The organism is Streptomyces sp. NPDC012769, from assembly GCF_042901205.1.
Taxonomy (GTDB): Bacteria; Actinomycetota; Actinomycetes; order Streptomycetales; family Streptomycetaceae; genus Streptomyces.
This window is the reverse complement of the sequence record NZ_JBIBCP010000002.1, coordinates 465,527-478,335: the sequence shown is the minus strand read 5'-3', so window position 1 is coordinate 478,335 and position 12,809 is coordinate 465,527. Positions and strand designations below refer to the sequence as shown.

Annotated in this window: 10 protein-coding genes and 3 tRNA genes; 2 read left to right on the top strand and 11 right to left on the bottom strand. The window is 71.4% G+C overall.

From position 1 onward, the window contains the following. Positions 1 to 148: 148 nt before the first annotated feature. The 5 genes from ACFY7C_RS10960 to ACFY7C_RS10940 form a co-directional block, all read right to left on the bottom strand. On the bottom strand, positions 149 to 994 hold the full coding sequence (locus tag ACFY7C_RS10960; protein WP_389647125.1) for a DegV family protein: 846 nt from the start codon (positions 992 to 994) through the stop codon (positions 149 to 151). A 160-nt stretch (positions 995 to 1,154) separates the two neighbouring features. Further along, entirely contained in the window at positions 1,155 to 1,877 is a 723-nt protein-coding gene (locus tag ACFY7C_RS10955; protein WP_389647122.1) for a hypothetical protein, read from the bottom strand. Between the two features lie 160 nt (positions 1,878 to 2,037). Then, positions 2,038 to 4,905, bottom strand: a complete 2,868-nt coding sequence (gene leuS, locus ACFY7C_RS10950) for a leucine--tRNA ligase (protein WP_389647119.1) — start codon at positions 4,903 to 4,905, stop codon at positions 2,038 to 2,040. Between the two features lie 264 nt (positions 4,906 to 5,169). Continuing rightward, positions 5,170 to 5,242 (bottom strand) — tRNA-Ala (locus tag ACFY7C_RS10945). 69 nt (positions 5,243 to 5,311) lie between these two features. After that, positions 5,312 to 5,384, bottom strand: a tRNA-Ala gene (locus ACFY7C_RS10940). A gap of 119 nt (positions 5,385 to 5,503) precedes the next feature. On the opposite strand from ACFY7C_RS10940, the gene ACFY7C_RS10935 reads away from it, so the two are divergent. Next, on the top strand, positions 5,504 to 6,811 hold the full coding sequence (locus ACFY7C_RS10935) for a glycosyltransferase 87 family protein (RefSeq protein WP_389647116.1): 1,308 nt from the start codon (positions 5,504 to 5,506) through the stop codon (positions 6,809 to 6,811). Here the strand turns inward: ACFY7C_RS10935 and ACFY7C_RS10930 are convergent. After that, positions 6,790 to 7,023, bottom strand: a complete 234-nt coding sequence (locus ACFY7C_RS10930) for a hypothetical protein (protein WP_389647114.1) — start codon at positions 7,021 to 7,023, stop codon at positions 6,790 to 6,792. The two genes, ACFY7C_RS10935 and ACFY7C_RS10930, sit on opposite strands and share 22 nt — an antisense overlap. Before the next feature lie 177 nt (positions 7,024 to 7,200). After that, positions 7,201 to 8,667: an MFS transporter gene (locus tag ACFY7C_RS10925; RefSeq protein ID WP_389647111.1), complete on the bottom strand. Its 1,467-nt coding sequence runs from the start codon at positions 8,665 to 8,667 to the stop codon at positions 7,201 to 7,203. A gap of 93 nt (positions 8,668 to 8,760) precedes the next feature. Here ACFY7C_RS10925 and ACFY7C_RS10920 point away from each other — a divergent pair, with 93 nt between their 5' ends. Beyond that, the gene (locus ACFY7C_RS10920; RefSeq protein ID WP_389647108.1) at positions 8,761 to 9,693 is read left to right on the top strand and encodes a helix-turn-helix transcriptional regulator; all 933 of its coding nucleotides are present in this window, start codon (positions 8,761 to 8,763) and stop codon (positions 9,691 to 9,693) included. Between the two features lie 52 nt (positions 9,694 to 9,745). Here ACFY7C_RS10920 and ACFY7C_RS10915 read toward each other — a convergent pair. The 4 genes from ACFY7C_RS10915 to ACFY7C_RS10900 all read right to left on the bottom strand — a co-directional run bounded on the left by ACFY7C_RS10915 (position 9,746) and on the right by ACFY7C_RS10900 (position 12,790). Continuing rightward, positions 9,746 to 9,818 (bottom strand) — tRNA-Ala (locus ACFY7C_RS10915). Between the two features lie 94 nt (positions 9,819 to 9,912). After that, positions 9,913 to 10,566 (bottom strand): histidine phosphatase family protein, encoded by a 654-nt coding sequence (locus ACFY7C_RS10910; protein WP_389649451.1) that lies wholly within the window; start codon positions 10,564 to 10,566, stop codon positions 9,913 to 9,915. Next, positions 10,563 to 11,000 carry a ribosome silencing factor gene (gene rsfS / locus ACFY7C_RS10905; RefSeq protein ID WP_389647105.1) on the bottom strand — a complete coding sequence of 146 codons (438 nt, stop codon included), beginning with the start codon at positions 10,998 to 11,000 and terminating at the stop codon, positions 10,563 to 10,565. Before rsfS ends, ACFY7C_RS10910 begins: the two co-directional genes overlap by 4 nt. Before the next feature lie 80 nt (positions 11,001 to 11,080). Further along, positions 11,081 to 12,790, bottom strand: a complete 1,710-nt coding sequence (locus ACFY7C_RS10900) for an LCP family protein (RefSeq protein WP_389647102.1) — start codon at positions 12,788 to 12,790, stop codon at positions 11,081 to 11,083. Between the last annotated feature and the right edge of the window lie 19 nt (positions 12,791 to 12,809).

The following is a 12,809-nucleotide window of genomic DNA, read 5'->3' as shown; positions in this document are numbered from 1 at the left end:
CGTGCCACGCCCTGATCCGATGTGTGTGCGAAGAGTCATGGATCCGACGGTAGGCAGGTTCGCCGGAATCCGCTGAGACCCCTCAAATCCGGTGGACAACTACCCAGTTGTGGATAACTCCGTCACTCGAACGAGGGACCGCAGACGGTCAGCGCGGCGAGACGACCACCGCGAGCAGGCCCGGTCCGGTGTGGGCGCCGATGACCGCGCCGACCTCGGTGACCTGCAGGTCCTCGAGGGTCGGCAGGCGTTCCCGCAGTCGTTCGGCCAGGGTTGCGGCCCGGTCGGGTGCGGACAGGTGGTGCACGGCGACGTCGACGGGGCCGGCCCCGGCCCGCTCGACGGCGATCTCCTCCAGCCGTGCGATCGCCTTCGACGCCGTCCGCACCTTCTCCCTCAGCTCGATCCGCCCGCCGTCGAGTTGGAGCAGCGGCTTCACGGCCAGCGCGGAGCCGAGGAGCGCCTGGGCGGCCCCGATGCGCCCGCCGCGGCGCAGATAGTCGAGCGTGTCGACGTAGAAGAAGGCGGAGGTGCCCGCGGCACGCTTCTCGGCCGCCGCGGCGGCCTCGTCGACCGAGCCGCCCGCGTCGGCGACCTCGGCCGCCGCGAGGGCGCAGAAGCCGAGAGCCATCCCCACCATGCGGGTGTCGACGACCCGTACGGGCACGGGGGCGTCCTGGGCGGCGAGCAGGGCGGCGTCGTAGGTGCCGGAGACCTCGGCGGACAGGTGGAGCGAGACGATGCCGCGGGCCCCGGCCTCGGCGGCGGCGCGGTAGGTCGCGGCGAAGACCTCGGGGGCGGGACGGGAGGTCGTCACCGAGCGCCGCTTCTGCAGCGCTTCCGCGAGCGAGCGGGCCGAGATCTCGGTGCCCTCCTCAAACGCGCGGTCCCCGATGACGACGGTGAGCGGAACGGCGGTGATGGCGTGCCGCTCCATCGTCTGGGGTGGCAGGTAGGCCGTGGAATCGGTGACGATCGCGACATGCCGGGACATGAGCGGGAGGTTACCCGCCGATGCCGCCGCACGGCAGCCCGGGCCCCGTCAGCGCACCCCTACGCGGCTCCGTCCCACCCTCTCGCGGCTCCGCGTGGCACTCACGCGGCATCCGGCGGCGGACCGGTCCTCGGCCGGCGGCCGGCCCTCGGATGGTCCCTCAGGTGGTGGTCTCCGGGCGGGTCGACTTCTCCCACGGATACGCCGTCCTGCGGGGGTCGGGTCCGGTGATCGCCTGCGGCTGCTCGGCCTCGGGCTCGGGCTCGCCCGCCGCTGCCCCCGTTCCCGGCCAGGCGGCTCCCTGCTGCTGCGTGCCCGTCGCCTCGTCCGGGCCGTCGGTGCGGGTCCAGTGACGCAGGGCGCCCGCCTCCATGTCGATCTGGGCGCTCAGCGAGGAGAGCTCGTCCTCGGCGAACTGACGGGCCCGGTCGCGGGCCGCGAAGCGCAGCGCGTCGGCGGAGTGGGTGATCTGCTCGGTGCGCCGACGGAGATCGGCGAGCTGCCCGGCGACGTGCGCCCGGTCCGGCTCGCGCTCCAGCCGCTTGAGGTCCTCGTCCAGCTCCCGCCCGTGGGCGCTCAGCCGGTGGAAGAGGTCCAGGGACTCCTTCAGGGACGCGTCCTCGGCGGCGCCCGCCTGCAGCGCGTCCTGGGTGGCGCGCATGGAGGTGCGCAGCGAGAGCCGGAGCTGGGCCAGCTCGCCGGCGACGCCGGTCTGGCCGAAGCTCTTGGCCCGCAGCGTGGTGTCCTCGACCGTGCGCTTGGCCTGGTCGATCGTGCGGTCGACTCCGCGCTTGGCCGCCTTGGCCACCTTCACCGTGGCGTAGACCCCCAGCGCCACGAAGGCGACGAAGAGCAACGCCAAGATCGTGATCAAGGCTTCCATGTGGCTCGCCCCTCCGGCCTCGATTGTGGTTCTTCCACGGTAAACGGAAGGGGCAGGCGGAGGGTTCCAGCGGAACCCCCAACCTGCCCCCAGCCTCCCCCTAGGGGAAGCCGTCAGACATCGGCGTCAGCCGCGCTGCGCACGTCAGCCGGTCAGCCGGTCAGCCGGCGACGATGTTGACCAGCTTCGGCGCGCGGACGATCACCTTGCGGATCTCCGCGCCGCCCAGGGCGGCGACGACGGCCGGGTCACCCAGCGCCAGCGTCTCCAGCTCGGCGTCGGTGATCGACGGGGAGACCTCCAGACGCGCCTTGACCTTGCCCTTGATCTGCACGACGCAGGTCACGGTCTCGTCGACGACGTACGCCGGGTCGGCGACCGGGAAGTCCTGGTGGACGACCGAGTCGGTGTGGCCCAGGCGGTGCCACAGCTCCTCCGCGATGTGCGGGGCCAGCGGGGCGACCAGCAGCACCAGCTGCTCGGCGACCTGCCGGGACACCGCTCCACCGGACTTGGTCAGGTGGTTGTTCAGCTCGGTGATCTTGGCGATGGCGGTGTTGAAGCGCATCGCGACCATGTCCTGCGAGACCCCGTCGATGGCCTTGTGCAGGGCGCGCAGGGTGTCCTCGTCGGCCGGCTCGTCGACGACCGTGACCTCGCCGGTCGTCTCGTCGACGATGTTGCGCCACAGCCGCTGCAGCAGCCGGTACTGGCCGACGACCGCGCGGGTGTCCCAGGGACGGGAGACGTCCAGGGGGCCCATGGCCATCTCGTACAGGCGCAGCGTGTCGGCACCGTACTCGGAGCAGATCTCGTCCGGGGTGACCGCGTTCTTCAGGGACTTGCCCATCTTGCCCAGGACGCGGCTGACCTTCTCGCCCTGGTACCAGAACGCGCCGTCGCGCTCCTCGACCTCGGCGGCCGGGACGGCGATGCCGCGGGCGTCCCGGTAGACGAAGGCCTGGATCATGCCCTGGTTGTACAGCTTGTGGAACGGCTCGGCCGAGGAGACGTGGCCCAGGTCGAACAGGATCTTGGACCAGAAGCGCGCGTACAGCAGGTGCAGTACGGCGTGCTCGGCACCGCCCACGTACAGGTCGACGCCACCGGTGGGCATGCCCTCGCGCGGGCCCATCCAGTACTGCTCGATCGCCGGGTCGACCAGCCTCCGGTCGTTGTGCGGGTCCAGGTAGCGCAGCTCGTACCAGCAGGAACCGGCCCAGTTGGGCATGGTGTTGGTCTCGCGGCGGTACTTCTTGGGGCCGTCGCCCAGGTCCAGCGTGACGTAGACCCAGTCCTCGTTGCGGGACAGCGGGGTCTCCGGCTGGGTGTCGGCGTCGTCCGGGTCGAAGGTGCGCGGCGAGTAGTCGTCGACCTCCGGCAGCTCCAGCGGCAGCATCGACTCGGGCAGCGCGTGGGCGACGCCGTCCTCGTCGTAGACGATCGGGAAGGGCTCGCCCCAGTAGCGCTGGCGGCTGAACAGCCAGTCACGCAGGCGGAAGTTGACGGTGCCCTCGCCGATGCCGCGGTCGGCCAGCCAGGACGTGATCCGCTCCTTGGCGTCGACGACGCCCAGGCCGTCCAGGGAGATCTCCTCGTTGGCCGAGTTGATCAGCTTGGCCTCGTAGGAGGAGAAGGCGTCGTCCCAGGCGGCCGGGTCGGTGCCGCGGTCGTCGCTCGGCTCCACGACGCAGCGCATGGGCAGCTCGAAGGCGCGGGCGAAGGCGAAGTCGCGGCTGTCGTGCGCCGGGACGGCCATGATCGCGCCGGTGCCGTAGCCCATCAGGACGTAGTCGGCGATGAAGACGGGGACCTGCTCGCCGCTGACCGGGTTGGTCGCGTACGCGCCGGTGAAGACGCCGGTCTTCTCCTTGGCCTCGGCCTGGCGCTCGACGTCCGACTTGGAGGCGGCCTGCTTGCGGTAGGCGTCGACGGCCTCGGCGGGGGTGGCGTGACCGCCGGTCCACACGTCGTGGGTGCCCTCGGGCCAGGCGGCCGGGACGATCTTCTCGACCAGGTCGTGCTCGGGCGCCAGCACCATGTAGGTGGCGCCGAACAGGGTGTCCTGGCGGGTGGTGAAGACCGTGATGGCGCCTGCGTCGCCGACCTGGAAGTCGACCCGGGCGCCCTCGGAGCGGCCGATCCAGTTGCGCTGCTGCAGCTTGATGGCCTCGGGCCAGTCCAGCGCGTCCAGGTCGTCCAGCAGGCGGTCCGCGTAGGCGGTGATGCGCATGTTCCACTGGCGCAGCTTGGCCTTGAAGACGGGGAAGTTGCCGCGCTCGGAGCGGCCGTCGGCGGTGACCTCCTCGTTGGCCAGGACGGTGCCCAGGCCGGGGCACCAGTTGACCGGGGCGTCGGAGGCGTACGCCAGGCGGTACTCGCCCAGGACGTCGGCGCGCTCGACGGCGCTCAGGGCGTTCCAGTCACGGCCCCCGGGGACGTCACGGGTGCCGTTCTCGAACTGCTCGACCAGCTCGGCGATCGGGCGGGCCTTCTTCGCCTCGTCGTCGTACCAGGAGTTGAAGATCTGCAGGAAGATCCACTGGGTCCACTTGTAGTAGTCCGGGTCGATCGTGGCGAACGACCGGCGCTTGTCGTGGCCCAGGCCCAGCCGACGCAGCTGGACCTTCATGTTCTCCATGTTGGCCTCGGTGGACACGCGCGGGTGCGTGCCGGTCTGCACGGCGTACTGCTCGGCCGGCAGTCCGAAGGCGTCGAAGCCCAGGGTGTGCAGGACGTTGTGCCCGGTCATGCGCGCGTGGCGGGCGAAGACGTCGGTGGCGATGTAGCCCAGCGGGTGACCGACGTGCAGACCCGCGCCGGACGGGTACGGGAACATGTCCATGATGAACTTCTTGGGGCGGGCCGCCACGGCCGCGTCCCCGGCCAGGTCACCGGTGGGGTTCGGGGCCTCGTAGGTGCCCTCGGCGTCCCAGGCGTCCTGCCAGCGTGCCTCGATGTCGGCGGCCACGGCCGCCGTGTAGCGATGCGGGGCCGCCGTCTCGGCAGCCGTGTTGATCTCGGTCATGATCCTTGAAGCTCCATCGATCGTCTCTGCCCACTGCCGGTAACTGCCACGAAATGAAAAATCCCCTCGCACAGGAGGGGACGCCGCGCCGATGCCGACCGGATCTTCATCCGTCGGGACTGATCAGCGCGGCTCGCTAAGCAGAAGGCGTACGGCACGCATGGCGTCAGGGTACCGCAGGGCCCGAGCGGGCCGCATCGACGTTCCGGGGGGCGACACACGACGAAGCGGGCCGTCCGATCCGGACGACCCGCTTCTCTACTGTGGAGCTAAGGAGAATTGAACTCCTGACCTCTTGCATGCCATGCAAGCGCTCTACCAACTGAGCTATAGCCCCGTGCGAGGGATTAAGACTACCGCAGAAGCGGTGCGAACCTACCCGTCCGGGCGGCCCGCTTCCCTTCTGTGGAGCTAAGGAGAATTGAACTCCTGACCTCTTGCATGCCATGCAAGCGCTCTACCAACTGAGCTATAGCCCCTTGCCGCTCACCGCTCCAGCTACTGGCGCGGCGACGGACAGAACAGTAACCGGCGGCCCGACGGTTCTCCAAATCCGTTTCTCCGGAACCCCGCGGCCGGCCGGGTAGGGTCGCCGACTGTGTCCGTCTCCGTGCCCTCTCCCTCCCGCGCCCGGCCCCTCGCCGTCGCCGCGGCGGTCTGCCTGCTCTCGTTCACGGCCTTCTGGGTGGCCCAACGCCTCGCGCACGTGAACATGCTCGACGTGATGGTCTACCGCGCGGAGGCCGAGACGCTGCGGGCCGGAGGCGACCTGTACGCGATGCGTGCCACGTCGGCGAACCTCGCCATGACCTACCCGCCGATCGCGGCCGTCCTGTTCCTGCCGCTGACGCTGGTGAGCGTCCCGCTGATGCGCACGCTGTCCACCGCCGGGAACCTGCTCCTGGTGATCGCGCTCGTCCAGCTGTCGCTCCAGCTGGTGCGCCCGGCGCTGTCCCGCGTCGGATCGAGGGCCGATCTGTGGCGTACGACGCTGTGGATCGCCGCGATCGTGGTCTGGTGCGAGCCGGTGTGGACGACGCTGCGGTACGGGCAGATCAACCTGCTCATCGCGGTGGCGGTGCTCTGGGACCTGACCCGCCGCGAGGGGAGCCGCTGGGCCGGCCTGGGCATCGGCCTCGCCACCGCGGTGAAGCTCACCCCGGGCCTCTTCGTGGTCCTGCTGTTCGCCGCGGGCCTGCTGCTGTGGCGCCGGGACCGGACCGTCAACCAGTGGCTGCGGACGGCGCTGACGGCGACCGGGGTCTTCCTGGCGGCGACGCTGGCGATGGCGCTGGCCCTGCCCGCCGACTCCAGGACGTTCTGGACCCGGACCCTCTTCGAGACGGGCCGGGTCGGCCACGCGGAGGAGACCGCGAACCAGTCCCTCAGCGGGGTCCTCGCCCGGCTGATGCACACGGACGCGCCGGGCCTGTGGTGGGTGGCGGCCGCGGTCCTGTTCGGCGGCGCGGCGATGGCGCTCGCGGTACGGGCCGCGGTCCGGGGCGACAGGGCGGTGGCCGTGATCGTCACCGCGTTCACGGCGCTGATGATCAGCCCGATCTCCTGGTCCCACCACTGGGTGTGGTGCGTGCCGCTGCTGATCCTGCTGTACGACCGCTCCACCCGCGCGTGGCCGGCGACGGGAGCGGTGGCCCTGGCCTTCGCGTCGTTCGCGCTGTGGTGGGTGCCGCACGACCCGGGCCGGCCCGAACTGGACCAGAACGCCGGTCAGATGCTTCTCTCCGCGGTCTATCCGCTGACGGCGACCGCCGTCTTCGTCGGCTACGCGCTGGCGTCGTGGCGGGGACGGACGTCTCGGACCGTCACCGGCGGGGCCACCGAGGCCGAGGTCGTCGGACGGGAGCCTCGGGCCGTCCGGGAGCCTCAGGCCGTCGCGAAGGAGTAGAACCGCTTCAGGGTGCAGTGCTCGTCGAGGAGCCGGCCGTAGATCGGCTCCCCCTCGAGTTCACGGTAGGTCTCGATGGGGTCGCCTTTTATGATCAGCGCCCGCGCGCACTCCTCGCACCAGTACTGGAACGCCGCGTTCACCGGGTCCATGTCCCGGACGATGGGCGTACCGCTGCCGCACCAGTCGCACTTCCGCCTGTGCGCACCCATCACTCGGCTCCACGAGGACACAGGGAACAGTCCAGCCGGGCCCAGGGCACTGGGGCGCAATCCGCGACGGCATCGGCTTCGATCTCCTCGGCACCGTCCACGGCCATGCGCGCTCCCTCCCGTCCGGACCCTCGTCCCCCTCCGGCGGTCCGATTCTGCCATGGCCCCGCAAGGGGGTCAGCGTCGTCGCCGGACCAGGTTCGCAAAGGCGCCCAGGAGCGCTGTTCCCGCCAGCGCGAGCATGCACACCCGGAGCGCGTCCGCCGATGCCGCCGCCCCGGGGCCGGCGATCCCGCCGAGGAAGACGGTGCCGAAGGCGGCCACCCCGATCAGCTGACCGAGCTGGGTGACGGTGGCGAGCAGACCGCCGGCGTCGGCGGCGTCCTCGGGCCGTACGGTCGCCAGCGCACCGGTCAGGGCGGGGCTGAAGGCCAGGCCGAGACCGGCCCCCAGCACGCACAGCACCGGCTGGAGGAGCAGACCGCCCTCTCCGCCGCCCGTCAGGACGGCGCCCACGGCCGGCGCGGCCGCGGCGGTCAGGAGAAAGCCGCCCGGCACCAGGAAGCGCTGGAGACGGGCCGGAAGTCGCCGCCAGGTGAGCCCGACGACCCCGAACACCGCGGCGGTCGGCACGAAGGTGAGCCCGGCCCGCAGCGCGCTGTGTCCGAGCGCTCCCTGCAGGTGCAGGGTGAGGGTGAACAGAAAGCCCGCGTTGACTGCCATCACGGCCCCGATCCGCAGGACGGCCCGCCCCATCCCGGGCGCGCGCAGCACCCGCGGGGCGATGAGCGGGGCGCCGCCGCGCCGGGCGAGCCGGGTCTCGTACGCGCCGAAGGCCGCGAACAGGAGCACGGCGCCGCACAGCGACACCGAGGTCCACAGGGGCCAGCCCTCCTCCTGGCCGAGGACGAGCGGGACGGTGAGCAGCGAGACGGAGGCGGCGAGCAGGAGCAGACCGGGCAGGTCGAGGGAGCGGGCCCGGCCGGCGCCGCGGTGCGGGTCGCGCGGCAGCACCCTGGCGCCGAGGGCGAGGAGCGCGATGCCGATGGGCACGTTGACCAGGAAGACCGGCCGCCAGCCGGTGTCGAACAGGTCGGCGCTGACCAGGACGCCGCCGAGGACCTGTCCGGCGGCGGCTCCGGTGGCGAGGACGGCGGAGTAGGCGCTCAGCGCCCGGGCCCGGCCCTCACCGGTGAAGGTGCGCTGGATGAGGCTGAGCACCTGCGGGATCATCAGGGCCGACCCGGCGCCCTGTGCGATCCGGAACGCGATCAACTGACCGGTGTCCGCGGCCAGTCCGCAGGCGAGCGAGGCGGCGGTGAAGAGGCCGAGGCCCGCGAGGTAGAGACGTCGGTGGCCGAGCAGGTCGCCGAGCCGGGCGCCGGTGATCAGCAACACCGCGTAGGCGATGGTGTATCCGGCGACGACCAGCTGGATCCCGGCGCCCGTGGCGGCGAGTTCGGTGCGGATGGTGGGGGCGGCGACATTGACGATGAAGACGTCGAGGAGGGCCATGAACTGCGCGGCCAGGACGACGCCGAGCAGGATGCCGGGGCGGGAAGCGAGCGGGGAACCCGGACGGTTGTCGGTGGGGGCGGCTTTACTGAGTACGGAAGGTACGGGACGTCTGGTGGTCGTCGTCATGCGAGGAGCGTGACGCCGGCCGGATACGGGTGACGAGAGCCCGCTGATGCTGGTACTGACAGCACCTGGCAACGGCGGTACGGGGGCTCGACCATGGGGGGTGTGACGACGGTGACGGCACCGACGGGGACCCGGCGCAGGCCGGAGCTGGCCGCCTTTCTGCGCAGCCGGCGGGCTCGGGTGACGCCCGAGGACGTGGGCATGCCGCCGGGGCTGAGACGGCGCACGCCGGGGCTGCGCCGCGAGGAGGTGGCCCAGCTCTCCGGTGTCGGCGTGACCTGGTACACCTGGTTGGAACAGGGCCGCCCGATCAACGCCTCGTCGCAGGTGCTCGACGCGGTGGCCCGCACGCTGCGGCTCGACCGGCCGGAGCGCGAGCACCTCTACCACCTCGCGGAGGTGCCGTACGAGCCGGAGCCGGTCCCCGAGGACCTGGCGGCGGTCAGCCCGGAGATCCAGGGCATCCTCGACGCGCTGGCACCCATCCCGGCGGTGGTCTACAACGCGCGGTACGACGTGCTGGCCACCAACGCGACATACGACCTGCTGTTCTTCCGGACCGACGCCTCGCGGACCCACGCCTTGCGGACCGACGCCTCGCGGGCCGACGCCTCGCGGACCGACGGGGAGGCCCGGCGCGGGCCGCTCGGCGTGCGCAACGTGCTGTGGACGCTGTTCACCGAGCCCGATCCGCTGTGCCCGGTGGTCGACAAGGAGCTGGAGCTGCCCGTGATGGTGGCGCAGCTGCGCGGGGCGTACGGGCGGCACGTCGGCGAGCCGTCGTGGGAGTCGTTCGTCCGGCTGCTCTCCGAGGCCAGCCCGTACTTCGCGGAGCTGTGGCGGAGCGGTGACGTGGTGCCGCCGGGCCCCCGGGTGAAGACCTTCCGCCATGACCTGGTGGGCGAGATACGGATGTCCTCGGTCTCGCTGTCGATCAACGGGATGCCCGAGTGCCGGATCGTCACCTACACGCCGTACGACGAGGAGAGCCGCCGGGCCATGGACCTCCTCCTCACCCGGGAGTGACGAGGAGAAACGACGAATCCCGCCCCCTGCTGGGGACGGGATCCGGTGACTGTGGAGCTAAGGAGAATTGAACTCCTGACCTCTTGCATGCCATGCAAGCGCTCTACCAACTGAGCTATAGCCCCTCGTGTTCTTCGCGCTCCGCGCTGCGAACAAGAAGAACTTTAGCCTGTGACCTGCCGGAAAGTGAAATCGGGTCCGGCAGGCCGCTCGCGGGACTCAGTCGTCGTCGCCGAGGACCGGCTCGGGCAGCGTTCCGGCGTTGTGCTCCATGAGACGCCAGCCGCGCGCCCCCTCGCCGAGGACGGACCAGCAGCAGTTCGAGAGCCCGCCCAGGCTCTCCCAGTGGCGGGCCTCCAGGTCGAGCAGCCGCCCGATGGTGGTGCGGATGGTGCCGCCGTGGCTGACCACGACCAGCGTGCCGTCCACGGGCAGCTTCTCGGCGTGCGCCAGGACCACCGGAGCGGCCCGGTCGGCCACCTCGGTCTCCAGCTCGCCGCCGCCCCGGCGCACCGGCTCGCCGCGCTTCCAGGCGGCGTACTGCTCGCCGAACCGCGAGGTGATCTCGTCGTGGGTCAGCCCCTGCCACTCCCCCGCGTACGTCTCGCGCAGGGCGGAGTCGTGCGCGACGGCGTGGCCCGTGAGCGCGGAGAGCTCGGCGGCCGTGGCCGCCGCCCGCTTGAGGTCGGAGGAGACGATGGCGTCCGGCTTCAGCGCGGCGAGCAGCCGGGCGGCCCGGCGCGCCTGGGCGACGCCGGCCTCGGTCAGCTCGATGTCCGTGGAGCCCTGGAAGCGGCGCTCCAGGTTCCACGACGTCTGGCCGTGGCGCCACAGCACGATACGGCGGCCCGTGCCGCCCTTGCCGCTGGTCAGCTCAGCTCACCGTCCGTCCCGTCGGTGCCCATCAGGCGCGCGTGCTCCTGCGCCTTGCCGCGCGTCTTCTGCGCGTCCTCGGGCAGCGGCAGCTCGGGGCAGTCCTTCCACAGCCGCTCCAGGGCGTAGAAGACCCGCTCCTCACTGTGCTGGACGTGGATCACGATGTCGACGTAGTCGAGGAGGATCCAACGGGCGTCGCGGTCGCCCTCTCGGCGCACCGGCTTGGCGCCGAGCTCTTTGAGGAGCCGCTCCTCGATCTCGTCGACGATCGACTTGACCTGGCGGTCGTTGGGCGCGGAGGCGAGCAGGAAGGCGTCGGTGATCGACAGCACGTCGCTGACGTCGTACGCGATGATGTCGTGCGCGAGCCGGTCGGCCGCCGCCTGGGCGGCGGTGCTGACAAGCTCGATGGAGCGGTCCGTGGCGGTCACAAGCAGGCTTTCGTCGGCGGTCAGAGACACCTCAAGGGTCTCATGTACCGCCGACGGGCCCGAAAAGGATTATCGGAGGGTCATCGTCGGGCGCCGGGGATCTTGTAATCCTCGCCCAGGACCACGGTGACCTCGGCGTTTCCGGTGGGCTTGCCCTTGGTGACGGAGCCGGCGGGCAGCCCCAGCGTCTTGGCGACCTCCGAGGCGGCCGCCTTCTGGGCGTCGTCCCCGTAGACGACCTGGGACTTCTCCTCGCTGTCGGCCTTGCTGCCGCCGACCACGGCGTAGCCGCCGTTGATCAGGACCACACGGGCCCCTTCGATGGCGTCGTCGCCGGTGGCGTCGCGCAGGGCGACCCGGGTCGCGGCGCCCTGCTCGGGGGCGCTGACCTTGCCGCCGAGGATGTCCTTGACGACGCTGTCGCCGGTGGCCTCGCTGAGCGATCCGTCGGGCTCGACCGGCAGCACGGCCGTCTTGTAGTCGCCGACCTTGGCGTGTTCGGCGAGCTTGGCGAGCGAGGCGCCGAGGTCCTTCTCGGGCAGCGACGGGTCGAGGATCTGGGCGAGGGTCTCGATGGTGACCGTGGCGGCCTTGGGGTCGTCGGACATCTTCCGCAGCACGCCGTACATGACCTGGCCGAAACGCTGGAGCTGCTTGGCCTCGGCCTCGCCGGGCGCCCGGTAGGTGGCGTAGGCGACGGCGGCGCGGCCGTTGAGCGTCTGGTTCTCGCCCTTCCTGACCAGCGGCTCGGCACCGGGCTTGTCCCCGGGCACGTCGGTGTCGGTGGTGATGTCGATGTTGCTGACGAGCTCGACCAGGTTCTCCAGGTAGGGGGTGTCGAGCCGCCAGGTACCGGTGATCTTGGCGCCGAGAAGGTTGCCGATCGCCTCGCGGGTGCCGCTGGATCCGTCGTCCTCGACGGACTTGGCGAGGGTGGTGGTGGCGCCCTCGTCGTCGGCGACGGCGAGCGAGTTGGGGAGCAGGACGGTGGTGCCCTGCTTGGTGGTGGTGTTGTCCACCAGGAGGGCGGTGGAGGTGCCGCCGCCCTTGGTGTTGTGGAGGTGGACGACGATGGTGTCCCGCTGCTGCGGTCCGGTGGCCGTGTTCTGCTTCTGCTCGCCGCCGCCCGTGAAGGGCAGCCGGCCGGCCGACCACAGGTAGCCGACGCCGCCGACGGCGGCGAGCACGAGGACGACGACGAGGGCCACGACGCGGTTGCGGCCCTTGCGGCGGGCCTCCTCGCGCCGCTCGGAGCGGCTCTCGGTGAACTTCAGCCAGTCGATGACGTCCTCGGAGTCCTCGTCGGGCTCCTCGATGAACGAGAACTGCTCGGTGCGGTACGCGCGCCCGTCGTCCTCGGGCGCCGGGCGCTGCCCGGGCACGGCGGCGGACGGGGCGCGTTCCGGCGCCGGAGCGGGGGCCGGCTGGGCGGGGACGGGCGCGGGCTCGGTCTGTACGGCCCACTGCTGACCGGTGTCGTACTGCTGCTGGTAGTCGTACCCGGGCTGCTGGGCGTACGGGTCGTACTGCGGCTGCTGGGCGGGGTACTGCTGCGGCTGCTGGGTGTGGGCCTGCGGGGCGTGGGGCTGCTGGACCGGCTGCTGCTGCCCGTAGGGGTCGTAGCCGTAGTCCTGGGCCTGGGGCTGCCGGACCTGCTGTTGCTGCTGCCCGTAGGGGTCGTAGTGCTGCTGCGGGACCTGCTGCTGGTACACCGGCTGCCCGTACTCGTCGTAGCCGATGATCTGCGGCTGCGGATAGTTCGGGTCGTACGGGTTCTGCTGGTCGTTCACCGGTGCCCCTCCCCGAGGC

What these genes read in the sequence shown, in the direction of transcription:
- ACFY7C_RS10960 (WP_389647125.1), bottom strand. Translation starts at nt 994, where the DNA reads ATGTCCCGGCATGTCGCGATCGTCACCGATTCCACGGCCTACCTGCCA.
- ACFY7C_RS10955 (WP_389647122.1), bottom strand. Translation starts at nt 1,877, where the DNA reads ATGGAAGCCTTGATCACGATCTTGGCGTTGCTCTTCGTCGCCTTCGTG.
- leuS (WP_389647119.1), bottom strand. Translation starts at nt 4,905, where the DNA reads ATGACCGAGATCAACACGGCTGCCGAGACGGCGGCCCCGCATCGCTAC.
- ACFY7C_RS10930 (WP_389647114.1), bottom strand. Translation starts at nt 7,023, where the DNA reads ATGGGTGCGCACAGGCGGAAGTGCGACTGGTGCGGCAGCGGTACGCCC.
- ACFY7C_RS10925 (WP_389647111.1), bottom strand. Translation starts at nt 8,667, where the DNA reads ATGACGACGACCACCAGACGTCCCGTACCTTCCGTACTCAGTAAAGCC.
- ACFY7C_RS10920 (WP_389647108.1), top strand. Translation starts at nt 8,761, where the DNA reads ATGGGGGGTGTGACGACGGTGACGGCACCGACGGGGACCCGGCGCAGG.